We start from the raw sequence: 25,270 nt of genomic DNA, 5'->3' as shown, positions 1-25,270 counted from the left end.
CGACACAATATGGCCCGGAGGTTATTTCATTCATCCACCCCGCGCATTCACCTGTCCTTGCAAACGCGTCGACATGTCGAATCTGCGCATCCTGCACCGCAAAAATCGATTCCGATTTTTGCGCCGATGCTGTAGAGCGATGACAGGCTCTCAAGGGCCGCAACCACAGACCGAGGTTTTTCCATGACTGCTTCCGAAAGCGAGACTCAGGCGCGGCTGCTCGCACAGGCTCTGCCCTTTATGCAGAAATATGAGAACAAGACCATCGTGGTGAAATATGGCGGTCATGCCATGGGCGACTCCACACTTGGAAAGGCTTTTGCGGAAGATATCGCCCTGTTGAAGCAGTCCGGTATCAACCCCATCGTCGTGCACGGCGGCGGCCCGCAGATCGGTGCAATGCTGACGAAGATGGGCATTGAATCGAAGTTCGAAAGCGGCCTGCGCGTCACCGATGCCAAAACAGTCGAGATCGTCGAAATGGTTCTGGCCGGCTCGATCAACAAGGAGATCGTCGCGCTCATCAACCAGACGGGCGAATGGGCCATTGGCCTATGCGGCAAGGACGGCAACATGGTCTTCGCCGAAAAGGCGAAAAAGACTGTCGTCGATCCCGACAGCAATATCGAACGCGTTCTCGATCTTGGTTTTGTCGGTGAAGTCGTCGAGGTCGACCGCACCCTGCTCGACCTGCTTGCCAAGTCGGAGATGATCCCGGTCATCGCTCCCGTTGCTCCCGGTCGCGATGGCGCCACCTACAACATCAATGCGGACACCTTTGCCGGCGCCATTGCCGGTGCGCTCAACGCCACCCGCCTCCTGTTCCTCACGGACGTGCCTGGTGTTCTCGACAAGAACAAGGAACTCATCAAGGAACTGACGGTCTCCCAGGCGCGTGCGCTGATCAAGGACGGCACGATTTCCGGTGGGATGATCCCGAAGGTCGAGACCTGCATCGAGGCCATCAAGGCCGGTGTTCAGGGCGTGGTGATCCTCAACGGCAAGACCGCCCATTCCGTTCTTCTGGAAATCTTCACGGAAGGCGCCGGCACGCTCATCGTGCCCTGATATGGTTCATGTGGCGGACGGGAATGCCTGTCCGCCACGACGACACTTTCAGCCGAATATCAGAAGCGACAGCACGCCGAGCACGATCAGCAGACAGCCCGAGAGTTCGAGCCGGTTGATCTTTTCCTTGAAGAAGAGCACGGTCGAGGCGAAGGCGAAGAGCATCTCCACCTGCGCCAGCGCCTTGACCACAGCCGCCTGTTGCAACGTCATCGCCGTGAACCAGCCGAATGACGCCGTGGCCCCCACGAAACCGACCGCAAGCGACGGTTTCCACGCCTTCGCGATCCGCCGCAATTCGTCCCTCTCCCGCCATACGATCCACAAGAACATCGCCAAGGTCTGCGTCACGATGACAACGACGAGGGTAAAGCCGGCCTGCATCACCGCATCCGGTGCCGGCAGGCTGGGTGCCAAAGCCAGCGAGGCAGAGCGATAGGCCACCGATGAGAGGCCGAAGAACGCACCTGAGGCGAGGCCGATGCCCGCCGTCCGGCTGAAGATGGAGGTGAGAATGGAGGCAGGGGTCACTTCCGTGCGCGCAACCGAAATCAGCATGACGCCGGCCACCGAAATAGCGATGGCCGCAAGAGTGCCGCCGTTGACGCTTTCACCAACGAAAATCAGCGCAAACAACGCCGCCTGCGCCGGTTCAGTTCGGGAATAGGCCGTGCCAACCGCGAAGTTGCGGAAGGAAAACAGGTGCACCAACAGGAAAGTGGCGGCGATCTGCGCCATGGCCCCAACCATCGCCCAGACAGCGAATGACATGTTCGGCACCGGCAGCGGCCGGCCAAGTACACCATGCAGAAAACCGAGATAGGCAAGAGCGAAGGGCATTCCGAAAACGAAGCGCACGAAAGTCGCGCCCGTGGTGCCCATCATGCCCTTCAGGTGCTTTTGCAGGGTTGAGCGCAGGTTCTGCAAGAACGCGCTTGCGAAGGTTATGCCTATCCAGAGTTCCATGGTCTTGGCGGTATCATGCGCCGGAGGCCGCAGCCAAGCCCGATTTTCCCGTCTGTCGTCGTCTTTTCGATTTTCTTCGGCATTCGAAACGGGCATAAAGCTGCCCATGGACACAAAGCCGAAAAACCTGCCCGATGCCGCCGATTTCGCCCACGTCAGCGAATGGGTCTTCGACCTCGACAACACGCTCTATCCGCATCACGTCAATCTGTTTTCCCAGATCGATCGTAACATGACGGCCTATGTTGCAGAGCTTTTAAAGCTCGACCCCGACGAGGCTCGCGCGCTTCAGAAGCGTTATTACCACGAACATGGCACCACGCTTCAGGGCCTGATGATCCACTACGGCATCAGCCCGGACGAGTTTCTGGAGCGCGCGCATGCCATCGACTATTCCGCACTGAGCCCGCATCCGGAGCTCGGCGAGGCAATCAAGGCGTTGCCGGGCCGCAAGTTCATCCTCACCAATGGCAGCGTAAAACATGCGCAGGCAGCGGCGGGCGCGCTCGGCATTCTCGACCATTTCGAGGATATTTTCGATATCGTCGCCGCGGACTATCTGCCAAAACCGGCCAGCGCGACCTATGAGAAGTTTGCGGCACTTGCAAAGCTCGACACCAGAAAAGCCGCCATGTTCGAGGACCTGCCGCGCAATCTCGCGGCACCCAAGGCACTCGGCATGAAGACCGTGCTGCTCGTTCCTTCGAACCTCGAAGGCGTCATCATGGAGCGCTGGGAGATCCCCGCTGCGACGGATGAGCATATCGACTACATCACCGACGATCTGACCGGTTTCCTGACCAAAACGATCACCCGCTGACCGGCAACATCGAAATCGAGCGCAGACGACATTACCGAAGCTTCATGCACCTTACGGATGTTTAAGTAGTGGACTGCCGCCTGCGCCACTATCTTCCTCTTCAGGGACACCAACGGAAGGTAATGACGATGTCTACACGAAAGATCGCACTCTCTGCTCTTGGCGCAGCCCTCTTGCTCGGCTCGGCCGCAACGGCCAGCTTTGCCGCCCCGCCAGCGCATGGCAAAGGCCACGGCGAGCGCATGCCGTTCCGCCCGGAACTGGCGTTCGTTCAGCTGCTGAAGGTGGCCGACACCAACAAGGACGGCAAGATTACCAAGGAAGAGTTCGCCGCACGTCAGGACGCACTTTTTGCCGAGATCGACAAGGACAAGGACGGTTCGATCACGCCAAAGGAAATGCGAGAATACCGCCAGGCCAAAATGGAGGCGTTCCGTGCGGCTCATCCGCGCCCAGAGGCTGCTGACGCCAAAGCGGGCGAAGGCAAGGGACCTGAGGGCAAGCGCGCCGAACGCGAACATGGCGGACGTCAGGGCTGGGGCAAGCATGGCGGCAAGGGTGGGGCGTTCGCGATGATGCGCATGGCCGACACCGATGAAAACGGCCAGGTCAGCAAGGCCGAATTCACCGCAGCCGGCGAAAAAATGTTCGAACGGCTGGACAGGAACAAGGACGGCGTCATCTCCATCGATGATATGCCAGACCGCCCATTCCTTTAATCACACAAGAAAAAGCCCGCTCAATCGGCGGGCTTTTTTCCTTTCAATGCAGGCTGACGGTTTTCAGATCGTCTTCGGCAGCCTTGAAAAACGTGCTGGAACGATTGTCTGTCAGGAGGATCGGCGTGCCATCCGCGCCAAACAGGGCCCAGAGATCGAGTTGCGGATCAAGATCAGGCGCTTCCGGGAAACAGCGGCTTACGTCTTCCGCACGGATTTTACGGATATAGCCCACTTCTCCCTCGCCGATATGAGCGAGCTGGGACCGGGTGAGACGCGCATGCGCTTCTTTTAAAAGCATATTTCAGCCTCCTTCTTCACGCCGAGCGATTCGTGTCGGATTCCGGCGTTCACGTTCTACTCTGAGACGGAAATATTAATTTTCTTTACCACGTTTGAAATTTCGGGCTTCACCAGATCGATGGCAAGAAGGCCGTTGCGCAGGCGCGCGTCCCTCACCTGCATGCCGTCTGCAAGCACGAAGACCCGCTGGAATTGTCGGGCAGCGATACCCCGGTATAGAAAATCCCGCTTTTCCTGCTCCTGCTGGCGACCGCGAATGACGAGCTGGTTGTCGGCCGTCGTCACATCCAGATCGTCCTGCGAAAAACCGGCGACTGCAATCGTGATACGCAGGCGTTCCGGCACGTCTTCACCGCCGGGCAGGCGCTCGATGTTGTATGGAGGATAGCCATCATTGGCCTTCGCCATACGCTCCAGCGTTTTTTCCATGGCATCAAAACCCAGCAAAAGCGGGTGGGTGAATGGCGTCATGCGGCTCATATCGTCTCTGTCCTTGCAACCAAGCGACGTTTCGCGGTCCCGCTTCCGGCAACCCTGCCGGTCAATCTTACCGGCTCTACGCAATATGGGAAGCAAAACCACGATGCGCAAGGCGGTGCCACCAGGCAAAGCCAGGCATGCGGAGGAATGAGACTTGACAAGTGAGCGTCCGCCGCTCGAAAAAAGCGCCTTATCTCAACGGCGGGCAAGACATGGCAGAACGCAGAAAAATCATCATCGACACGGATCCAGGGCAGGACGACGCGGCAGCGATCATGCTGGCTTTCGCAAGCCCGGAGGAAATTGAAATTCTCGGTCTGTGCGCCGTCGCCGGCAATGTTCCGCTGAAATTGACCAGCCGCAACATCCGCATCATCTGCGAATTGTGCGACCGCACCGATATTCCCGTCTATGAGGGTGCCGAGCGGCCACTGGTGCGAAAGCCCATCACTGCCGAGCATGTTCACGGCAGCACCGGCCTTGATGGCCCGGTTCTCGACGAGCCGACGATGGAGACACAAAAGCAGCACGCCGTCGATTTCATCATCGAAACGCTGCTGCGAGAGCCTGCGGGCACCGTGACGCTCTGCACGCTCGGCGCGCTGACCAATGTGGCGCTGGCTTTGCAGAAGGCCCCCGAGATTGCCGGCCGCGTCAAGGAACTGGTGATGATGGGTGGCGGCTTCTTTGAAGGCGGCAACATCACACCGGCTGCGGAATTCAACATCTATGTCGATCCGCAGGCTGCCGATATCGTCTTCCGTTCCGGCGTGCCCATCGTCGTGATGCCGCTTGACGCAACCCACCAGCTGCTGACCACCAAGGCGCGTGTAAGCCGCATTCGCGATATCGGCACACGCCCGGCAATCGCCATGGCGGAAATGCTGGAATTCTTCGAACGTTTCGACATCGAGAAATACGGTTCGGACGGCGGCCCCCTGCACGATCCAAGCGTCATCGCCTATCTCCTCAAGCCCGAGCTGTTTCAGGGCCGCGATTGCAATGTCGAAATCGAGGTCAATTCCGAACTCACCATGGGCATGACGGTGGTGGACTGGTGGCGGGTGACCGAGCGCCCGGTCAACGCCCGCGTGATGCGCAATGTGGATGCGGACGGCTTCTTCGAGTTGCTGACGGAACGTTTCGCCCGCCTCTGATGGGAACGCAGACATGAAAAAGGGCCGCTGGCATGACCAGCGGCCCTTTCATTTGGAACCACGGGATATTCTCAGAACTCGGTCCAGTCATCCTGTGCCAGCGCGTTTGCGCCGCTGGTTCTTGGGCGGGCACGTTGGGTTGCAGCCGAGCGACCCGATGCCTGTGGCGGGGCGACAGGCGCACGCATTGCCGCCGCGGTGGCGCGCAATTGCTGACTCGACTGGCTGGAATGACCGCCGGATACGGAGAAACCGGCAACGAGCGATTTCAGCGTTTCCGCCTCGCTGTTCAGCGTCACGCTTGCCGCCGTTGTTTCTTCCACCATGGCCGCATTCTGCTGGGTGACCTGATCCATCTGGGTGACGGCGGAATTGATTTCCTTGAGACCGACCGCCTGCTCGCTGGCGGAGGCCGAAATCTGCCGTATCAGCTGGTTGATCTGCAGAACCTGATCGGCGATCTTTCTCATCGTCTCGCCGGCCTTGCCGACCAGCTGGACGCCCTCGCCCACCTGCCTTGCGGAGGTGTTGATCAGACCTTTGATCTCCTTGGCGGCCGTCGCGGAACGTTGCGCCAGTTCACGCACTTCCTGCGCGACCACGGCAAAACCCTTGCCAGCCTCGCCCGCACGGGCGGCTTCCACGCCGGCATTCAGCGCCAGAAGGTTGGTCTGGAAAGCGATTTCGTCGATTACCCCAATGATGCGGGAGATTTCCGCCGAGGATTGAGCGATGCCTTCCATGGAACTGACGGCCTGCTGTACGACCTCGCCCGACTTGCCGGCGTCGTCGCAGGCATTGCTGACAGCTGTCGCCGCCTGCGCTGCGTTTTCCGCACTGGAATTGACCTGCGCAGTCAGCTGGTTGAGGGCGGCAGCGGTTTCTTCCAGGCTTGCAGCCTGCTGTTCCGTGCGGTGGGAGAGATCGCTCGCAGCGCGGGTGATCTCGCCGGTGCCGTTGCCGATGCTGGCAACGGTTCCGTTGACGGTGGAAACGGTTTCCTCGAGGCTGGCGAGCGCCGAGTTGAAGTCGTTGCGCAGCTTTGCATATTCACCGGGGAACTGGTCCTCGATGCGATAGGTCAGATTGCCCTGCGAGAGCGCATTGAGACCTGCACCGAGTACGCTCACGATATGTTGCTGCATCCGGCTGTTCTCATTGCGCTCGGATTCGGACCTGTGGCGCTCCGTTTCCGCATTGCCACGCTGCACGGCGGCATCCGCTTCCATTTCGCGGATACCGGCAAGTTTCGCACGGAAGCCTTCCAGAGCCGTTGCCACCGCGCCCGTCTCATCCCTGCGGTCCTGTCCGGAAACCGGCACATCGTAACGGCCGTCGCTCAGTGTTTTCACATCAGAGACCAGCGAGGCGAGCGGATTGCGGACGAAATAGCGGACGGAGAAATAGAGCGCGGCAATAACCGCCGCAAGAATGACGATCGCCCCAAGGATCATCAGATAAGTCTGCTCCTGCACCGGCGCGTTCAACGCCTGATGCGGGATATCCACCAGAACCACCCAGGTGGCATTGAGGCCCGGAACCGCAAACGGATAGACAAGGCGGTTATAGGGCGCGTCGGTATCAAGGCCGAGATTTTCGATCAGGCCCTGCTTGCCGGATGTGATCGCCGCCTGAACGGTGCTGGCACCCTCTCCGTCATAGGCCTTCATGTTCTGCTGGGGCGTCGGCGGTACCAGCCATTGGCCGCCCTGCGAAATGAGTGTCACACGGCCGGTTTCGAAAGGATGCAGCGCCTGCAGCTTCTGCGACAGAGCCGCCAGCGAGATATCGACCCCCGCCACACCGATCATCTTACCATCAGACATGACGGGATAGGCAAGCGAGGTCATTGTGGTGGGCACTTCCGTGCCTTCGGCCAGATAGGGCTGGGTAATGGCGCCCTTGCCGGATTTGGCAGCAAGCGAATACCATTCCGCCGCATAATCGTTCTTGAAGGTCGAAAACTGGATGTCGCCCTTCTGGGTCTTCGACCAGTAGGGGGCAAATGCACCTGTTGCATTGGTGCCGAGATCGAGCCTGTTAGCGATCTCCGTGGTCTGTCCGTCGAAAAGGCCCAGCTGCTCACAGAACCAGCTTCCGAAAGCGAAAGCATTCTGCTCGACATTGGCCTTGAGGATGTTGACGATGCCGGGGCGGTCCATCGATTTCGCCTGGTGCGCACGGCCGATGATACCGGCCATGGAGCGGGCGGCGCTACCGAGTTCACCGACATCGGCGGCGATGACGTTGGCGATGGCGCGTGCCTCGGTGTTCGCCTGATCCATGGTCAGCGAATGGACACGGTCGCTGGTCTGGGAAATGAGGAAGGAATTCGATGCGACAAGGACCGTGGTGATTGCACAGCCGGTTACAAGGATCAGCTTGGTCGCAAGCGACTTCACTTTGAAATTGAACATTTTGGCCTCGATCAAATCGCCGGCCGAAAAGGCTGGCGTCAACGGATGAGAAATCTCCGTCATGGAGGCCCGTCCAGAATGGGACAGTGTGCTGCATCGCGACGAGGCAAAATTAGGTTATGTTTGCTAATTAACCCCTAAAATTACTTCGTCGCGCCAAGCAAAAAATCAATGTTCGTAATAGGCGGAGACGATGTTCCATGCATCGTCGGCCGTTTCGGCGAAATGTAGCAGCTCCATATCTTCGGGCGCAATGGTTCCGAAGTCCGCGAGGAATTCGAAATTGACGACGGAGCGCCAGAATTTCTCTCCGAACAGGATGAGCGGAATGGGCGCCATGCGCTTCGTCTGGATCAGTGTCAGCGTCTCGAAGAGTTCATCGAGCGTGCCGAAACCGCCGGGGAAGATCACCACGGCCTTCGCCCGCATCAGGAAATGCATCTTGCGGATGGCGAAATAGTGGAAGTTGAAGCTCAGCTCCGGCGTGACATAGGGGTTGGGCGCCTGCTCATGCGGCAGAACGATGTTGAGGCCGATCGACGGGCCTCCCACATCGGCAGCGCCGCGATTGCCCGCTTCCATGACACCCGGACCGCCGCCGGTAACGACCACATATTCCAGGTGGTCGGATTTCGCGCCATAGTCGGTGCAAAGCCGGGCGAACTTGCGCGCTTCCTCGTAATAAACCGAGGCCTGCTCCAGATTGCGCTTCTGCGTCTCGTTGCGCGCCGCCCAGGCCGCGCCGCCCGGTTCGGGAATGCGGGCGCCGCCGAACAGGACGACGGTGGATTTGATCCCGCGCTCGCTCAGCGCCATCTCCGTCTTCAGAAGTTCCAGTTGCAGCCTGACAGGGCGCAATTCCTCGCGGCATAGAAAATCCATGTCCACATAGGCAAGCCGGTAGGACGCGGAATCCGACTGCGGCGTCTTCTGCACGACTTCGGCCTGCTGTTTGTCCGCAGCACTGCGCTTCAAGGGGTCCCATACCCCGTCCTTGCGCCGCAATTTGCCGTTTTTCAGTCGTGTCATTTCCATGCCTTTCGTCTGACGCGCCAAATCACCCAAATCACATTGACGCCTTTCCAACACTCCCTTAGATCAAATGGCCAGAGCCTTCCAGCGGCGCGGGACCATCCGTGACCACGAACACACGCGACTTTAAGGAATTTTCCATGAGCCTTACGGATCTCATCTCCCTCGAAACCATCATCGAAACAGCCTTTGACAACCGTGACGGTGTGAACGTATCGACAAAGGGCGAGGTTCGCGACGCGGTGAACACATCTCTTCAACTTCTCGACAGCGGCAAGGTCCGCGTCGCCGAAAAGCAGGCGGACGGGAACTGGAAGGTGAACCAGTGGCTGAAAAAGGCCGTGCTCCTTTCCTTCCGTCTGAACGACATGGAAATCGTCACCGGCGGCCCCGGTGAATCGACCTGGTGGGACAAGGTCCCTTCGAAGTTCGAAAACTGGGGTGAAAACCAGTTCCGCGCTGCCGGCTTCCGCGCCGTGCCGAACGCCGTCGTGCGCCGCTCGGCCTATGTGGCCAAGAACGTGGTGCTGATGCCTTCCTTCGTCAATCTCGGCGCCTATGTCGATGAAGGCACGATGGTCGACACCTGGGCGACGGTCGGCTCCTGCGCGCAGATCGGCAAGAACGTGCATCTGTCCGGCGGCGTCGGCATCGGCGGCGTTCTGGAGCCGCTTCAGGCTGGCCCGACCATCATCGAGGACAATTGCTTCATCGGTGCCCGTTCGGAAGTCGTAGAAGGCTGCATCGTGCGCGAAGGCGCCGTTCTTGGCATGGGCGTCTTCATCGGCAAGTCGACCAAAATCGTTGATCGCGCCACCGGCGAGATCACCTATGGCGAAGTGCCACCCTATTCCGTCGTCGTTGCTGGCACCATGCCGGGCAAGCCGTTCCCGAACGGCGAGCCGGGCCCGAGCCTTTATTGCGCCGTCATCGTCAAGCGCGTCGATGAAAAGACCCGCTCCAAGACCGGCATCAACGAGCTTCTGCGCGACTGATAAAAGCTGATACCATGACCACGACCGATCCCGTTGCCAATCTTGCCGCCCTCATCCGTTGCCCTTCGGTGACGCCCGCCGAAGGTGGCGCGCTATCCCTGCTAGACACCCTGCTTTCACCGCTTGGCTTTGCGGTGGAAAAGATGGTGGCGACGGAAGCGGGAACGCCTGACGTGGAAAACCTCTACGCCCGGCTTGGCACGGAAGGTCCGCACCTGATGTTTGCGGGCCATACCGATGTCGTTCCGGTGGGCGACGAGGCGGCATGGAGCCATCCGCCCTTTGCCGCTGAAATTGCGGGCGGCGAAATGTTCGGCCGTGGTGCGGTGGACATGAAGGGTGGCATTGCCTGTTTCGTTGCCGCCATTGCCCGCTACATCGAGAAACACGGAAAACCGAAAGGTTCCGTTTCTTTCCTGATCACCGGTGACGAGGAAGGCCCCTCGATCAACGGCACCTCCAAGTTGCTGGAATGGGCCGCAGCCAAAGGCGAGACATGGGATGCCTGCGTGGTGGGTGAACCGACCAACCCCGACCAGCTGGGCGACATGATCAAGATCGGCCGTCGGGGATCGATTTCGGGCCGCATCACCGTGCATGGCGTGCAGGGTCATGCCGCCTATCCGCATCTGGCCGACAACCCCATTCGCGGGCTGCTGCAGCTGACCCACGCGCTGATGCATCCGCCCTTCGATCACGGTACGGACGATTTCCAGCCGTCCAATCTGGAAGTGACGACCATCGACACCGGCAATGCCGCCACAAATGTCATTCCGGCGCGGGCGACGGCGTCGTTCAACATCCGTTTCAATGACAGCTGGACGGTGGAGAGCCTGCGGGCGGAAATCATCCGTCGCCTCGATGCCGCCGCTGCCGAGGGAGACCTTCGTCCCGACCGCAGCCCGGTCAAATATGATATTGTCTGGGCGGACCGGCCGGCCCATGTTTTCCTGACGCGGAACAATGCGCTCATCTCATCGCTTTCCGGCGCCGTGGAAGCCGTGACAGGCAAGGAGCCCAAGCTTTCGACCACCGGCGGCACGTCGGATGCGCGTTTCATCAAGGATTATTGCCCCGTCGTGGAATTCGGCCTCGTCGGGCAAACCATGCATATGGTCGATGAGCGCGTGGAAGTCGCCGATCTGGAGACGCTGACACGCATCTACGAGACCTTCATCGAACGCTGGTTCTCCCATGCCGACGGCAAGTGAAGTAAGGCTCTATCTGAAAGGCCTCTGGCTGCTGCTGCTCGGCGACCACACCGGTGCGCGCTATCTGGATCTGTCCGAGCGCGGCATGTGGCGGTCCTTCTACTCCGCCCTCTGGTGCCTGCCGGCCATGCTGGTTTCCTGGCTGTGGCTGCGCGCTGCGTTCCTGGCAAGCTATCCGCCCGGAACAGGAACGGGGTTCATCTTCTTTTTCCGCCTTGCGATGGTCGAGGCTATCTGCTGGATCGTGCCGCTGCTGTTGATCGGCATGCTGCTGTTTGCCTTTGGCGCACGGGAAAAATTCACCGCGCTGGTCACCACCATGAACTGGCTGTCGCTGCCGTTTTCCTATGCCTATGCGGTTCTGATCCTGATCGCGTTTTTTCTGCCGCCCTTGCAGGGGCTGATAGCCATCCTCTGGCTGGCACTCCTGCTGTCGCTGGTCTTCGCCTTTTCGCGGATCGTGCGCTTCTTCATCCGCGACCAGTCGTTGCTTGTCTCGGCGATCGTCATGACCCTGCTGGTGCCGGGCATGCTTCTGTCCGAGGCGCTGCAGCGTTTTCTCGGCGTTTATCCGGCCTGAGAAACGAGACGGACTTCAGTCCGTGTCTTCGACCGTCTCGACCTTTGAATAGACACGCGGCGGAATGACGTCGGGATAATCGACCTGCATGAAATAGAGACCATCCGGCGGCGCGACGGGGCCGCAGGCTTTGCGATCCCGTGCTTCCAGTGCCGTGCGCACGTCTTCCGGTGTCATGCTGCCTTCACCGGCCATTTTCAGCGTTCCGGCAAAAGAGCGTATCTGGTTGTGCAGAAAGCTCTGCGCGGTGGCGCGTATCTCGATAAGATCGCCATTACGTGTCACATCCAGCCGGTCGAGCGTTCTGACCGGGCTGTTCGCCTGACAATGAACCGAGCGGAAAGTGGTAAAATCGTGCCGGCCGACGAGCATCTGTGCAGCTTCATGCATGCGCTCATGGTCCAAATCTTTCGATACCCACCATGCGCGCTTGTGCTCGAGTGCCAGCCGCGCTTTCCGGCAAATGATGCGGTACAGATAATGGCGGCGCAGCGCGGAGAAGCGCGCGTCGAAGTCCTCGGTCACAGCCGTTACGTCGACAACCGAGACACCCTCTTTCGCCATGGCCAGATGGGCGTTGAGAGCATTGCGAAGCTTATATGGCGCCCAATCGCGAGAAAGATCGACATGGGCTACCTGTCCCACCGCATGCACACCGGAATCGGTGCGGCCAGCGCCTCGAATGGACACGGTCTCGCCAGTCAGCGAGCGGACGGCAGCTTCAAGCGCGCCCTGAACCGAAGGGCCATTGTCCTGTCTCTGCCAGCCGAAGTAAGGCGTGCCGTCATATTCGACGGTCATGCGGAAACGCGGCATCAGCCGAGCCTCGTTCTGGCCGGAACGGGTGTGCCACGAACGAAATCGGCAGCCGACAGCGGCTTGCCACCTGCCTTCTGCAAACGGGTAAGCCGCACCGCGCCACTGCCGCAGGCGATGGTCAGGGCGTCATCGAGCACAGCGCCTGCCTCGCCCATACCGCTCGCCAGTTCTGACGCCAGAACCTTCACGCGCTCCGCCTTGCCGCCGATCTCCATTTCCAGCCATGCGCCGGGAAAAGGCGAAAGGCCGCGAATATGGTTATGGACGTCCTGTGCCGGCCGGGAAAAATTAATCCTGGTCTCGCCCTTGTCGATTTTCGATGCATAAACGACGCCTTCTTCCGGCTGTGCAACGAGAGGAAGATCGTCTGCTTCCAGCTTGTCCATCGCCTGCCGCATCAGCCGCGCGCCTGTTAGCATCAGGCTGTCGTGCAATTCACCTGCCGTGGTATTCTCACCGATCGTGACCTTGGCGGTCAGCGCCACCGGGCCGGTATCCAGCCCCTTTTCCATTTTCATGACCATCATGCCCGTCTCGGCATCGCCAGCCATGATCGCCCGCTGAATGGGCGCCGCACCGCGCCAGCGCGGCAGCAACGAGGCGTGGCCGTTATAGCAGCCAAGGCGCGTACCGCTCAGGATAGCCTCGGGCAATAGCAGCCCATAGGCAACGACAACAGCGACATCGGCGTTGAATTCCCTGAATTGCTGCCGGTCTTCCTCGGCCTTGAAATTCACCGGCGTCAGCACGGGCAGACCCAGCAGTTCGGCCGCCTGATGCACCGGCGATTTCTGCAGATCGAGGCCACGGCGACCGCCTGGACGCGGCGGCTGCGTATAAGCGGCGACGACCTCGAGACCAGCCTCCACCAGCGCACGCAACGTCGGAACGGAAAATTCCGGCGTACCCATGAAAATGATGCGAAGAGCCATATCGCCCCCTGCCCTCTATGTCGTTCCGTCTACATATTTAAGACGAATCAGACCTTAGCGCGGGCTGCTTTGGTGAATTTCTTGATGACCATTTCTCGCTTCAGGCGCGAAATATGGTCGATGAACAGAATGCCGTTCAGGTGGTCTATCTCATGCTGCAAACACGTCGCCAGAAGTCCGTCCGCATCGACCGTCTGCTGCTTGCCGTCACGATCGACATATCGCACCGTCAGGGATGCGGGACGCTCCACCTCGGCATAATAATCGGGAATGGAGAGACACCCTTCCTCATAGGCCGAGACGTCGTCCGACACTTTGAGGATTTCCGGATTGATGAAGACGACCGGCTTTTTCTCCTCGTCCTCGCGCGAAACGTCGATCACCAGCATGCGGCGCGGCACGCCCACCTGAATGGCGGCAAGGCCGATACCCGGCGCATCATACATGGTTTCGAGCATATCGTCGGCAAGGCGCAACACTTCGGCATCCACCTGTTCGATGGGCCTTGATTGCTGGCGCAGCACGGGATCGGGCAAAATGATAAGCGGTTTGATAGTCATGGCTTCCCATAACGTATCTCTTGCGCGGAGGAAATAAAAAATACGCGGTCGAAATGGGACCTTCGTCCGGTTTTGCCCGACTCAATTCCGCCGCATGAATGTTCTTGTTTTGATCTTACGAATCACTGGAAATCTGGTAGATTTAGCCATGAGCATCGATTTCTCTTTTCTCCTCGATCCCGCCTTGCGGGCCGGCTCCGTCGACATCAGCTTCGGCGGGCTTCTTGCGGCTCTCGTTTTCGGCCTTTCCGCTTTCTGGATGGTCACGAAAAGTCGTGGGAAAAAAGCGGAAGCCGATGGTGAAATTTCCGATCTGTTGAAAACCCAGTCGGAACTGCACGGCCGGATCGCGGCGATGGCCGAGACACTCGGTACACGCCAGAGCGAGATGGGCCAGACGATCAACCAGCGCCTCGACGGCATGTCGCAGCGGCTGGGTGAAACGCTAACCGAGCAGACCCGGTCGACGCACGAGAATCTAAGCCGCCTGCAGGAGCGGCTTGCGGTTATCGATGCCGCGCAGGGCAATATTCAGGATCTGGCAAAGGACGTGGTGGGGCTTCAGGCGATCCTCTCCAACAAGCAGACGCGCGGCGCTTTCGGACAGGCGCGCATGGAAGCGCTGATCGCCGATGCGCTTCCCGCCGGGGCCTTTCAGCTTCAGCCTACACTTTCGAATGGCTACCGACCGGACTGCATCATCATGATGCCGAACAACGCGCCGTCCCTCGTCATCGACGCCAAGTTTCCGCTGGAGGCGTGGAATGCGCTGAAGGCGGATGAAACGCCCGAGGGCAAACGGGCTGCGACCCAGCAGTTCCGCCGCGATATGGAAGTGCATATTCGCGACGTGGCGGAGAAATATCTGATACGCGGCGAAACGCAGGATACGGCCTTCATTTTCGTGCCGTCGGAATCGATCTTTGCCGACATTCACCAGCATTTCGAATATCTGGTGCAGCGTGCCCATCGCGCCCGTGTCGTTATTGTCTCGCCATCGCTTTTGATGCTGTCGGTGCAGGTTATCCAGTCGGTGCTGAAGGACCAGCGCATGCGCGAGCAGGCGCATCTCATTCAGGGTGAAGTCGCGCTTCTCATGGATGACGTGCGGCGGCTGGACGACCGGACGCGCAAGCTGCAAGCCCATTTCGGGCTGGCGCAGAAAGATGTCGACATGATGCTGATCTCCTCCGACAAGGTGCTGGCGCGTGGCCAGAAAATCGAGGGCCTCGATTTTTCGCCGACGGAAAAAGAGACCTCCCATAGCGAAATCGAGCAGGCGCGACGCTTTGCGGAGAACAGGGCGGGAACGGCCAAGTTGCGGGTGGTTGACGACGAGTGATCCCGTCGGGCAAAGTCGCCGCCTTGCTTTGAATTTCATACGGACATGCCCTGATGATTACTGTTTTCGGCTCCATCAACATGGATCTCGTCGCCACCGCCAAACGCCTGCCCAAACCCGGTGAAACCGTGACGGGAGACACCTTTTCCACGGCGGCCGGCGGAAAGGGAGCCAATCAGGCGCTTGCCGCACGGCGCGCAGGTGCAACGGTCAAAATGGCGGGCGCTACGGGTGATGACACCTTTGCCGCGCCAGCGCTGACATTGCTGCGCGATGCCGGCACCGATCTGTCGCTCGTCAAGACCGCGCCCGGCCCCACGGGAACCGCCGTAATCCTGATCGGTGAAGGCGGGGAGAACATGATCTCGGTCATTCCCGCCGCCAATGGCGAAGTTTCCGCATCCGACGCCGCAAGAGCCGTGGCGGAGATGGCAGCGGGCGATATTCTGATGCTTCAGTTCGAGGTGCCCGCACCCTCAATCGAAGCAGCACTGACGGCCGCGAAGGCTAAACGCATCACCACTATCATCAATACCGCGCCGCTGACTGCGGACGGGCCGCGCCTTGCCAGCCTTGCCGATATCGTCATCGCCAATGAAACCGAGTTTGAATTGCTGATCGGCAAAAACGGACTTTCAGCCTCCGAACGGGAAAATGAACTCAAATCCCTGCATGAGCAGACCGGCCAGACATTGATCGTGACGCTTGGTGCTGATGGCGTGATCGCCATTCGCAACGGCAAGGTCTTCAAGGCGTCCGGTCTCAAGATCGAGCCGGTCGATACCGTTGGCGCTGGCGATACATTCTGCGGTTATCTCGCCGCCAGCCTCGATCAGGGTATGGATTTCGAAAAGGCGCTGAAGCGCGCCGCCGTCGCAGGCTCGCTCGCCTGCACCCGCGCCGGCGCCCAGCCTTCCATTCCGGTCGCAGCCGAAGTGGACGCGAATATCTGACGGTTCGAGCTGTTAAATGCGAATGAAAGTGAGATAGGCCGAGCTGCGGCCTTCTCTTTTCGCCTTGTTCTCATAACGCGTGCCCGGCCAGTTGGCATAGGGGGTGTGCCAGTCCTCGGCGCTTGCCGCCGTCCACTCGAAACCGCCGTGGCGGGCGCAATGCTGTAGCGTCCAGTTGACGTAGGTATCGATATCGGAAGCAAAGCAGAACTTGCCACCGGGTTTCAGGACGCGATGGAAACGGGCAAGATTGACGTCGGAAACGAAACGGCGCTTCCAGTGCTTCTTCTTCGGCCAAGGATCGGGATAGAGAAGATCGATGTGATCGATCGACCCATCCGGCAGCCAATCCAGCAATTGCGTCGCGTCATCATCGTAAAGGCGGATATTCATCAACTCGCCTTCACGCACGCTTGCCAGCAGCTTGGCCATGGAATTGACGAAGGGCTCGACGCCGATAAAGCCGGTCTCAGGATTTTCAACCGCGCGGTGGGCAAGGTGCTCGCCGCCGCCGAAACCGATTTCCAGACGGACCGATTTCACATCCGCCGGAAAGAGAGCGATGAGATTTTTCGGAGGCGCGCTTTCCAGATCGATTTTCAGCAAAGGCAGCAGGTTTTCGATCGTATCGATCTGCTGATTGCGCAGGGGCTTGCCCTTGCGTCTGCCAAAAAACGCTTCCGTTGCGCGCGAACGCCGCTCTTCCGTCATGTCATACTCTCAAGAACAAATAGACTAAACCCGCACAGGGCCACTTGAATGGCACTATGCGGGTTACAAATGGTGCAACCGGTATCTCTCAATCCCCGTCGAATGACAAGGCTTAGAACAAGTCCCCGCATTTTCCGGACGTAAAATCGCTACGCAATTTTACTGGAAATGCTTCAAGCGCTCAAAGCTTCCTTGAGCGGCTTCACCAGATCGAGCTTCTCCCAGGAGAAGGAACCGTCACGGCCCGCCTTGCGACCGAAATGGCCGTAGGAAGACGTTTTGGCATAGATCGGCTTGTTGAGATCGAGATGACGGCGAATGCCCGACGGCGAGAGATCCATGACCTTGCGGATGGCGCCTTCGACCTGATCTTCGCTGACCTTGCCGGTACCGTGCAGATCGACATAGATCGACAAAGGCTGGGCGATGCCGATCGCGTAGGAAATTTGAATGGTGCAGCGCTCGGCCAGACCGGCAGCCACCACGTTCTTGGCCAGATAGCGGGCAGCATAGGCCGCGGAACGGTCGACCTTGGTCGTGTCCTTGCCGGAGAATGCACCGCCGCCATGGGGGGCAGCACCGCCATAGGTGTCCACGATGATCTTGCGGCCGGTCAGACCCGCATCGCCATCGGGACCACCGATGACGAATTTGCCCGTCGGGTTAATATACCACTGGCAATCATCGGCGATCTTAAGGTCACCCAGCGCTTCGCGGATATAAGGTTCGACAACTTCGCGAACCTTCTTCGAATCCCAGCTGGCATCGAGATGCTGCGTGGACAAAACGATGGACACGGCTTCCGAAGCCTTGCCGTCGACGTAACGAACCGTCACCTGGCTCTTCGCGTCGGGACCGAGTTTCGCAGCTTCGCCTTCGCCGCTTTTACGGGCGGTGGCGAGCAGCTGCAGAATACGGTGGGAATAATAGATCGGAGCCGGCATCAGGTCCGGCGTTTCCTTGCAGGCGTAACCGAACATGATGCCCTGGTCACCGGCACCCTCGTCGCCCTGCTTGTCGGAGGCGTTGTCCACACCCTGCGCGATATCCGCCGACTGCGGATGCAGGAGAACATCGATCTTCGCCGTCTTCCAGTGGAAACCATCCTGCTCATAGCCGATGTCGCGGATCGCCTTGCGGGCAGCCGACTTGAACTTCGAGGGATTGATGACCGGGTGGCCGGCAGCATCCTTGAGAACCTTGCCGTCCTTGTCCTTTTTCAGCAGGGTATCGGGAACCCGAACCTCACCGGCGATAATGACGCGGTTCGTCGTCGCAAGCGTTTCGCATGCGATGCGCACGGTCCAGGGGTCGACACCCGTCTTGGATGCCTCACGATAGATGAGATCCACGATTTCATCGGAAATACGATCACAAACCTTGTCCGGATGACCTTCGGCCACGGACTCGCTGGTGAACAGGTAATTGGCACGCATGCGGGATTCCCCTCAAAGAACGGTCTTCGGTTTTGTTAGTCATTTCGGCCATGAAAGACAAGGACACAACCACATAAATATATCTTTATGTGAGAATTCCTTTCTAATTGGGCACAAAAAAACGGCCCTTGCGGACCGTTGAGTGTCCAGCGCCGCACGCTGGAAAATAAAGGAGTCGCCTGCGAGTGCTACTCGGCATCCCCTTCGGCGGCGAGCGACTTGACGAGATCAACGAGGCGGCGGCGAACCTTCGGGTCGGCGATCTTCACGAAAGCGCGGTTCAGCTGCAAGCCTTCGGCAGACGACAGGAAATCCACCACGTAATTGGAACTCGATGCTTCTGCCATGCCCGTCGTGCCAACAGCTTGGTCGCCCGGCGCGTCCTCGAAGAAGAAGGAAACCGGCACATTCAGGATCGCGGAGATATTCTGCAGGCGGCTGGCGCCCACGCGGTTCGTGCCCTTTTCATACTTCTGAATTTGCTGAAAGGTAATTCCGAGGCTTTCACCCAGCTTTTCCTGGCTCATGCCCAGCATGGTTCTGCGAAGACGAATTCGGCTTCCGACATGAATGTCGATGGGGTTAGGCTTTTTCTTATTTTCGGTCATCATGCGGTCCTGACACTCGGAAAGGGTTGATATCTCGTTTCATTGCTTATTCGAAGAAATGAGCTGGCATTTCGATAACGTCTAAACTTGTTTTACGACTGACGTATTCACTATGCAATTGTAGGGGTTCCCGGTCAATTCTGGCGCCGGGCAAAACGCCAGGCAGAAAATACCGCAACGGTCAGCATGATAGAAAAAATCAACCAGAAATACGTCCGATGTATGTCGTAAGTAACAGCATCATTTGACCCACCACTCAAGGTGGCGTCAACAATTCCGACCCGGCCGTAGTCCAACCCGGCAATAATACGACCATAGGGGTCTATAACGGCGGAAATTCCGGTATTAGCGCCGCGAATCACCGGCACTCCCGTTTCAACGGCCCGTACTCTTGCCTGCAGAAAATGCTGATAAGGGCCGGGCGTATCGCCGAACCAGCCATCATTCGTGACGTTCAGGATCGCTGCGGCACCCGCCAGACCAGGGGTCATCTCTTCGGGAAAAATGATCTCGTAGCAGATCAGGGGATAAAAGGTTTTACCGGAAGGAAGCGTCAAGGGCGTGCGCGACGAGGCGGCTGAAAAGCCGCCCGGCAGGCTGATGACATTATTGATGCCGAATCCCCGTAGAATATCTTCGAAAGGGACATATTCTCCAAAGGGTGTCAGATGGACCTTGTCGGTCGCGCCGATGATCTCGCCCTGACTGTCGATCGCATAGACCGAATTGTAGTAACGCGGAGGCCGGCCGGCACCGGCATCTTCCATTCTGACCGCACCGGTAAACAGGACCTGCCCGTCTTCCAGCGTCTTGGCGATTTCCGCCAGAGCGTCCGGATTTTGCGTCAGGATGAAAGGCACGGAGGTCTCCGGCCAGACGATGATATCGGGGCGTTTTTTTCCTTCGCCGGGCGGCAGGCCCGTCAAACGCAGATGCTCGCTGAAAATCTCGGCCCTGTCTGCATTCAGCATCTTGCGGGACTGGTCGATCGACGGCTGCACGATCCTCACGGTCAGCGCATCCGCAGGTGCCTCCAACGGTGTCTGAAGGCGGTAAAAGCCGTAACCAAAATGGCCAGCCAGCAGCAGGCCCGCCACAATGAGACCCGGCCACATGCCTTTTTTCGTGCCGATCAAGGCAGGCGAGGCGAAGATGAAAACGGCAAGCGTGGTGACACCAAAAAGACCAAGCAGATGCGCCGACTGCATCATGATCGGCACAGGCATGATGCCATAACCGATGGCGTTCCAGGGAAAGCCAGTTGCTATAAAGCTGCGGAGCCATTCCAAAAGGCCGAATGCGGCCGCAAGTGCGGTGATACGGCCGAGACCGTCCGACCAGACGATATTGGCGGCTGCGACCGCAAAACCGTAAAACACGGCGAGAAAAGCCGGAAGGCCGAGGATGGCGAGCGGTAGCGCCCAGGCGAACTCGTCAGCTTCCAGCAGGAGCGCATTGCCCAGCCACCACAGGCCCGCCACGAAATAACCAAGGCCGAAACACCAACCGATGCCGAAAGCGGGCATGATGCGGCTGAAGATGCCGCCGCCCGGCTTGCCGGTGCAGCCATCGACCAACCAGACAAGCAGGGTGAAAGACAAAAAAAGCGCCGCGAAAAAGCCGACCGGAGGCAAGGCCAGCGCTCCAACCGCGCCTGCGGCAATCGCCATCACTGCGCGGCTTTTGCCGCCGGCCAGCATTACCCTGCCTGCAAGACGCTCCATGCCATCTCCGTTTAATGCCCACCCGGAAAAGCCCAACCCCGGCATGGCCGCGCAAAGGAATTTCCCTTTAGACTCGACGTAAAGGAAAAAAGATTCGCAGTCCACAGAAGGGATGGTCGCCGGAGCACCGTGCGTCCTTTTGGACTCTTGATGACGCGTTCAAGGAGCGGAGGCGACGGGGAGCATCCCGTCGCCCACCTCAGTCAGCGTTTTGCTGGTGGGTGATGAGGCGAACATCCGGCGCGGGCAGCGGAATAACCTCATCGGCATCGGCATCGCCCGGCGCGCGGTCATCCTGCCCTTCCGAGCCGTGATCGCGGACGATACGGACACCCTTGATACGCCTCGTATCCGCATCGAGGATCTGGAACTCGAAACCGGGTACGGCCCGGACCACTTCACCCTTGGCCGGAATGCGGCCGAGCGCGAAGAATATCAGGCCGCCGAGCGTATCGATTTCTTCAAGATGCTCGCGGACATCGAATTCCGGTCCGATTGCCTCGGCAAGTTCCGTAAGTTCGGCGCGGGCATCCGCCACCAGCACGTCGGCGGACAGACGCGAAAACATCGTCTCGTCCTTGTCGTGCTCGTCATCAATGTCACCCACGACCATCTCGACGATGTCCTCATGGCTGACGAGACCGTCCGTGCCACCATATTCGTCGATCACGAGGGCAAGCTGTGTTCTCTGTGCCTGCATGGTCTTCAAAAGATCGGAAGCCAGCATGGAGGGGGGTGCAAAAAGAATTTTGCGCACCAGCCCGGCATCGGCGACCGTCTGTTCCAGATCCACCCGTGCCAGGTCAAAATTCGGTCGCGGCGAGCGCGGAGCCTTCGCCTCGCCATAAGCAACGCCACGCGATCCCACCCGGCGCTTGTTGCGCGCCTGCTTGGCGACATAGGCCAGCAAATCGCGAATGTGGATCATGCCCTTCGGATTATCCAGCGTCTCATCATAAACCGGCATGCGGGAGCGCCCGGTTTCCTCAAAGAGGATCAGAGCTTCGCCGATGGTCATATTCTGGTCGAGACCGTCGATATCCACGCGTGGGATCATGATATCTTCGACCCGAACCTCCCGGAAACGCAGGATATTGTTCAGCATCGCCCGCTCTTCGGGCGAAAAGGCGGCACCGATTTCGGTGTCGTCCATCAGCGCGTCGGTCAAATCCTCGCGCAGGCGCTCGCCCTGTGACGGTTTCAACAACCGTCCAATGCGCGACCAGATCGTCGATCTCGGCTTTGCATTGGAGTCGTTCCGTAAATGACTACTGCCCTCCTCCGAGGAGGACTGCTCGCCGTTTTCTCTGCCCTCATTGGCAGGTCGTGCAGAATGTTCGTTCATGGCTCCAGACAATATTCAAAGCGGTTCCTGTCCCGCGTAAGGATCAGATAGGCCAAGCACCGCCAAAATGCGAGTCTCAAGCGACTCCATTTCTTCCGCCTCCTCCTCATCCATGTGGTCATAACCGAACAGGTGCAGGAACCCATGAACAAGAAGATGGGTCAGATGATCCTCGAAACTCTTCTCAAGTTCAAGAGCCTCGCGTTCAACCGTCTCGCGCGCTATGACGATATCGCCCAGCATCGGGCCGGGCATACCGCCCGGTTCCAGCGGAAAAGCGGGGAAAGACAAGACATTGGTTGCCTTGTCCTTGTCGCGCCATTCGGCATTGATTTCCCGGATATTTTCATCGTCGGTAAAGACCAGTGACAGTTCCACCGGCATTTTCGGGAAGGGTTGTTTCTCTTCCCGCTTCAAAAAATCAACCGCTGCATCCAGCGCCTTGGTGGCGAAGGCAAGAAGGTCCTCTTCCGAGGACCAGCCTTCGGCCTCGACGCTGATTTGAATATCCAGAGCTGTCATTGTCTTGCGTCAGTTGCCCTTCACGAGGCTTTCATCCGGCACCGCCGTGTGGGATTCGTACGCCCGCACGATGCGCGCCACCATCGGATGGCGCACGACGTCCACATCCTTGAAGCGCACGACGGATACACCTTCCACATCGGTGAGGATTTGCAGGGCCTCGACAAGGCCTGACTTCACACCCCGCGGAAGGTCCACCTGGCTTGGGTCGCCGGTCACGATCATGCGGCCTTTCTCACCGAGACGGGTGAGGAACATTTTCATCTGCATGGTCGTGGTGTTCTGGGCTTCGTCCAGAATGACGGCGGCGTTGGCAAGCGTGCGTCCGCGCATGAAGGCCAGCGGAGCGATTTCGATGACGCCCGCCTGAATGGCGCGCTCCACCTTGTCACCCGGCATCATATCGTAAAGCGCATCGTAAAGCGGGCGCAGATAAGGATCGACCTTCTCCTTCATGTCGCCCGGCAGGAAGCCAAGGCGTTCGCCCGCCTCCACTGCGGGACGCGAGAGGATGATGCGGTCGACCGCACCACGCTCCAGAAGTTGCGCCGCATGCGCCACGGCAAGATAGGTCTTGCCGGTGCCGGCGGGGCCGACGCCGAAAACCAGTTCGGATTGCTCCAGCGCCCGCATGTAGACATCCTGGGTCGGCGTGCGGGCAGCGACAGTCTTCTTGCGCGTTGAAATCTGCGCCATGGAGATCTTCGCCTTGCGCTCCATCGTCGGCAAGGTCAGCTGGTCGTCTGCCGCCATGGCCATGCGGATCGCGCCTTCCACGTCGGAAACCTCGGCGGTTCCGCCCTTGAGCAGACGCTCGTAGAGGAAATCCAGCGCCCGGCGAGCCTGATTGGTGGCAACGACATCGCCGGTGATGGCAACGGAATTGCCGCGCGGGCGCGCATCGATGTTGAGGCGTTGTTCCAGCAATTTGAGGTTCTGATCGAACTGACCGAATAGCTCTCCCGCTATCCTGTTATTCTCGAACGTGAGGACGAAGTGATTGGCGTCGGTCGCGGCTTGGCGTGGCTGGCGCGATGAAGGTGATACCAATTCATGTGCGTTCAAGCGGTCAGGCTCCTGTCCCAATCAGTGTCGGCTCCTCACTCTAACTCTCTGCCACCTCGGCAAACAAGCTGTTTGGACCCGTTGCGGTGATTCGTACATTAACAATGTCACCGATTTTCAAAGTCTTTGCATCAAGATTCACAGATTGCAGCCAGGGAGAGCGACCTATCAACTGTTCAGGCATGCGGCCGGGCTTTTCCAGCAACACATCCATCGTCTTTCCGACCAGCGATTCCGCAAATTCCTTCTGCTGCCGCAAGAGCAGCGCCTGCAATCGTTCCAGCCGCTCGGCCTTGACCTCTTCCGTAACCTGATCCGTCAGATCGGCGCCCGGCGTTCCAGGGCGTGTGGAATATTTGAATGAAAAGGCCTGCGCATATTTCACCTGTTCGATGATCGCCATCGTGTCTTCGAAATCACGATCCGTCTCGCCGGGGAAGCCAACAATAAAATCCCCGGACATGGCGATATCAGGGCGGACGGCCCGGATTTTTTCAATGAGCTGGATATATTCCTCACCCGTGTGGCGACGGTTCATCGCCTTCAGAATGCGATCCGACCCGGACTGAACAGGCAGATGCAGATAGGGCATCAGGATGCGCAGATCGCGATGTGCGCCAATCAAGCGGTCATCCATGTCGCGCGGATGGCTCGTGGTATAACGAAGGCGGGCAAGACCGGGAATTTCCGCCAGCCGGTAAAGAAGCTCGGCAAGTCCCCATTTTTCGCCCTTCGGGCCTTCGCCCTGCCAGGCATTGACGTTCTGGCCAAGCAGCGTGATCTCGCGCACGCCGGCATCCACCAGTTTCATCGCCTCATCGACGATCTGGCGCACGGGGCGCGAAACTTCCGAACCACGCGTATAGGGCACAACACAGAAGGTGCAAAACTTGTCGCAGCCTTCCTGCACCGTCAAAAATGCCGTGACGCCGCGCGTACGCAGTGTTGCCTTTTCGGCCACCGGCAGATGTTCGAACTTGTCCTCGACCGCATATTCGGTCTCGATGACGCGCTCGCCGCCGCGCACCCGCTTCAGGGCGTCAGGCAGGCGGTGATAGGTCTGCGGGCCGATGACGACATCGACGGCAGGCGCACGGCGAAGGATTTCCTCGCCTTCCGCCTGCGCCACGCATCCGGCAACGCCGATCACGAATTCGCGGCCCTGTTCTTCGCGCGATTTTTTCATGTCGCGCAGGCGACCGAGCGCCGAATAGACCTTTTCAGCGGCCTTCTCGCGGATGTGACAGGTGTTCAGAAGCACCAGATCCGCCTCGCCCATATCCTCCGTCTGAACGTAACCGTCCTTCGCAAGCGCATCGCTCATGCGGACGGAATCGTACACGTTCATCTGACAGCCATAGGTCTTGATGAAGACCTTCCTGCTGTTAGAGCCCTCGCGGGCAATCATTTCGGGGGCGTCGAGGCCAAGCGTTTCCTGGGTCATGGCGGTTATCTAGTGTTTTTCACGCCCGGATTAAACAGAAAAATACCGGAAAAGCTGCAAT

General features: G+C 59.0%; 25 protein-coding genes. 9 read left to right on the top strand and 16 right to left on the bottom strand.

Going from position 1 to position 25,270, the window contains the following annotated elements; all coding sequences use genetic code 11:
• Positions 1-183 precede the first annotated feature (183 nt).
• Positions 184-1,068 carry an acetylglutamate kinase gene (gene argB / locus CRP02_RS12900; RefSeq protein ID WP_003514834.1) on the top strand — a complete coding sequence of 295 codons (885 nt, stop codon included), beginning with the start codon at positions 184-186 and terminating at the stop codon, positions 1,066-1,068.
• A 48-nt stretch (positions 1,069-1,116) separates the two neighbouring features.
• On the opposite strand, the gene CRP02_RS12895 is transcribed toward argB, so the two are convergent.
• Positions 1,117-2,034 carry a DMT family transporter gene (locus CRP02_RS12895; protein WP_035252051.1) on the bottom strand — a complete coding sequence of 306 codons (918 nt, stop codon included), beginning with the start codon at positions 2,032-2,034 and terminating at the stop codon, positions 1,117-1,119.
• Between the two features lie 106 nt (positions 2,035-2,140).
• Between CRP02_RS12895 and CRP02_RS12890 the strand changes: the two genes are divergently transcribed.
• On the top strand, positions 2,141-2,854 hold the full coding sequence (locus tag CRP02_RS12890) for a pyrimidine 5'-nucleotidase (RefSeq protein ID WP_097171407.1): 714 nt from the start codon (positions 2,141-2,143) through the stop codon (positions 2,852-2,854).
• 122 nt (positions 2,855-2,976) lie between these two features.
• Positions 2,977-3,573, top strand: a complete 597-nt coding sequence (locus tag CRP02_RS12885) for an EF-hand domain-containing protein (protein ID WP_025592284.1) — start codon at positions 2,977-2,979, stop codon at positions 3,571-3,573.
• Between the two features lie 43 nt (positions 3,574-3,616).
• Here CRP02_RS12885 and CRP02_RS12880 read toward each other — a convergent pair whose 3' ends face one another.
• Together CRP02_RS12880 and CRP02_RS12875 are read right to left on the bottom strand one after the other, a co-directional pair.
• Positions 3,617-3,874: a DUF1150 family protein gene (locus CRP02_RS12880; RefSeq protein ID WP_003493591.1), complete on the bottom strand. Its 258-nt coding sequence runs from the start codon at positions 3,872-3,874 to the stop codon at positions 3,617-3,619.
• Positions 3,875-3,930: 56 nt separating this feature from the next.
• Positions 3,931-4,356: an Hsp20 family protein gene (locus CRP02_RS12875; protein ID WP_013635387.1), complete on the bottom strand. Its 426-nt coding sequence runs from the start codon at positions 4,354-4,356 to the stop codon at positions 3,931-3,933.
• Between the two features lie 212 nt (positions 4,357-4,568).
• On the opposite strand from CRP02_RS12875, the gene CRP02_RS12870 reads away from it, so the two are divergent.
• Entirely contained in the window at positions 4,569-5,513 is a 945-nt protein-coding gene (locus CRP02_RS12870; protein ID WP_097172759.1) for a nucleoside hydrolase, read from the top strand.
• A 71-nt stretch (positions 5,514-5,584) separates the two neighbouring features.
• Here the strand turns inward: CRP02_RS12870 and CRP02_RS12865 are convergent, their stop codons facing one another.
• Both CRP02_RS12865 and CRP02_RS12860 read right to left on the bottom strand, forming a co-directional pair.
• Positions 5,585-7,930, bottom strand: coding sequence for a methyl-accepting chemotaxis protein (locus CRP02_RS12865; protein ID WP_097172758.1), 2,346 nt, complete (start codon positions 7,928-7,930; stop codon positions 5,585-5,587).
• A gap of 168 nt (positions 7,931-8,098) precedes the next feature.
• Entirely contained in the window at positions 8,099-8,959 is an 861-nt protein-coding gene (locus CRP02_RS12860; RefSeq protein WP_097172757.1) for an LOG family protein, read from the bottom strand.
• 143 nt (positions 8,960-9,102) lie between these two features.
• On the opposite strand from CRP02_RS12860, the gene dapD reads away from it, so the two are divergent.
• Genes dapD through CRP02_RS12845 form a run of 3 tightly spaced genes read left to right on the top strand, consistent with a single transcriptional unit; the run spans position 9,103 to position 11,748 of the window.
• Complete coding sequence (gene dapD, locus CRP02_RS12855; protein ID WP_097101372.1) at positions 9,103-9,957, top strand: 2,3,4,5-tetrahydropyridine-2,6-dicarboxylate N-succinyltransferase; 855 nt, start codon at positions 9,103-9,105, stop codon at positions 9,955-9,957.
• 14 nt (positions 9,958-9,971) lie between these two features.
• Positions 9,972-11,168, top strand: coding sequence for a succinyl-diaminopimelate desuccinylase (dapE, locus tag CRP02_RS12850; RefSeq protein ID WP_097171406.1), 1,197 nt, complete (start codon positions 9,972-9,974; stop codon positions 11,166-11,168).
• Entirely contained in the window at positions 11,152-11,748 is a 597-nt protein-coding gene (locus CRP02_RS12845; RefSeq protein WP_019564415.1) for a hypothetical protein, read from the top strand. Before dapE ends, CRP02_RS12845 begins: the two co-directional genes overlap by 17 nt.
• A 15-nt stretch (positions 11,749-11,763) precedes the next feature.
• Here CRP02_RS12845 and truA read toward each other — a convergent pair whose 3' ends face one another.
• From truA to def, 3 genes are read right to left on the bottom strand one after another with little or no spacing between them, the layout of a single operon-like run.
• Positions 11,764-12,564, bottom strand: a complete 801-nt coding sequence (gene truA / locus CRP02_RS12840; RefSeq protein WP_097171405.1) for a tRNA pseudouridine(38-40) synthase TruA — start codon at positions 12,562-12,564, stop codon at positions 11,764-11,766.
• Positions 12,564-13,499: a methionyl-tRNA formyltransferase gene (fmt, locus tag CRP02_RS12835; protein WP_097171404.1), complete on the bottom strand. Its 936-nt coding sequence runs from the start codon at positions 13,497-13,499 to the stop codon at positions 12,564-12,566. Before fmt ends, truA begins: the two co-directional genes overlap by 1 nt.
• A 47-nt stretch (positions 13,500-13,546) precedes the next feature.
• Entirely contained in the window at positions 13,547-14,059 is a 513-nt protein-coding gene (gene def / locus CRP02_RS12830; protein WP_003514812.1) for a peptide deformylase, read from the bottom strand.
• A 148-nt stretch (positions 14,060-14,207) separates the two neighbouring features.
• Between def and CRP02_RS12825 the strand changes: the two genes are divergently transcribed.
• Positions 14,208-15,401, top strand: coding sequence for a DNA recombination protein RmuC (locus CRP02_RS12825; protein ID WP_179784007.1), 1,194 nt, complete (start codon positions 14,208-14,210; stop codon positions 15,399-15,401).
• 53 nt (positions 15,402-15,454) lie between these two features.
• Positions 15,455-16,354: a ribokinase gene (locus CRP02_RS12820; protein WP_097171403.1), complete on the top strand. Its 900-nt coding sequence runs from the start codon at positions 15,455-15,457 to the stop codon at positions 16,352-16,354.
• Positions 16,355-16,366: 12 nt separating this feature from the next.
• Here CRP02_RS12820 and trmB read toward each other — a convergent pair whose 3' ends face one another.
• The 8 genes from trmB to miaB all read right to left on the bottom strand — a co-directional run bounded on the left by trmB (position 16,367) and on the right by miaB (position 25,209).
• Positions 16,367-17,065, bottom strand: a complete 699-nt coding sequence (trmB, locus tag CRP02_RS12815; RefSeq protein WP_097171402.1) for a tRNA (guanosine(46)-N7)-methyltransferase TrmB — start codon at positions 17,063-17,065, stop codon at positions 16,367-16,369.
• 173 nt (positions 17,066-17,238) lie between these two features.
• Positions 17,239-18,501, bottom strand: coding sequence for a methionine adenosyltransferase (gene metK, locus CRP02_RS12810; RefSeq protein ID WP_003514808.1), 1,263 nt, complete (start codon positions 18,499-18,501; stop codon positions 17,239-17,241).
• A gap of 188 nt (positions 18,502-18,689) precedes the next feature.
• Positions 18,690-19,109 carry a helix-turn-helix domain-containing protein gene (locus CRP02_RS12805; protein WP_003514807.1) on the bottom strand — a complete coding sequence of 140 codons (420 nt, stop codon included), beginning with the start codon at positions 19,107-19,109 and terminating at the stop codon, positions 18,690-18,692.
• Positions 19,110-19,243: 134 nt separating this feature from the next.
• Positions 19,244-20,833 (bottom strand): apolipoprotein N-acyltransferase, encoded by a 1,590-nt coding sequence (gene lnt, locus CRP02_RS12800; RefSeq protein ID WP_097171401.1) that lies wholly within the window; start codon positions 20,831-20,833, stop codon positions 19,244-19,246.
• Between the two features lie 199 nt (positions 20,834-21,032).
• Complete coding sequence (locus CRP02_RS12795) at positions 21,033-22,178, bottom strand: hemolysin family protein (RefSeq protein WP_003514803.1); 1,146 nt, start codon at positions 22,176-22,178, stop codon at positions 21,033-21,035.
• Positions 22,179-22,193: 15 nt separating this feature from the next.
• The gene (gene ybeY, locus CRP02_RS12790; RefSeq protein ID WP_019564421.1) at positions 22,194-22,700 is read right to left on the bottom strand and encodes an rRNA maturation RNase YbeY; all 507 of its coding nucleotides are present in this window, start codon (positions 22,698-22,700) and stop codon (positions 22,194-22,196) included.
• A 9-nt stretch (positions 22,701-22,709) separates the two neighbouring features.
• Positions 22,710-23,765, bottom strand: coding sequence for a PhoH family protein (locus CRP02_RS12785; RefSeq protein WP_003514799.1), 1,056 nt, complete (start codon positions 23,763-23,765; stop codon positions 22,710-22,712).
• A gap of 40 nt (positions 23,766-23,805) precedes the next feature.
• Positions 23,806-25,209 (bottom strand): tRNA (N6-isopentenyl adenosine(37)-C2)-methylthiotransferase MiaB, encoded by a 1,404-nt coding sequence (gene miaB / locus CRP02_RS12780; RefSeq protein WP_179784006.1) that lies wholly within the window; start codon positions 25,207-25,209, stop codon positions 23,806-23,808.
• Between the last annotated feature and the right edge of the window lie 61 nt (positions 25,210-25,270).

The sequence above is a fragment of the Rhizobium sp. AN5 genome (assembly GCF_900215255.1).
GTDB lineage: Bacteria > Pseudomonadota > Alphaproteobacteria > Rhizobiales > Rhizobiaceae > Agrobacterium > Agrobacterium tumefaciens.
The sequence above is the reverse complement of the archived record's forward strand: the minus strand, read 5'-3'. Positions and strand labels throughout refer to the sequence as shown.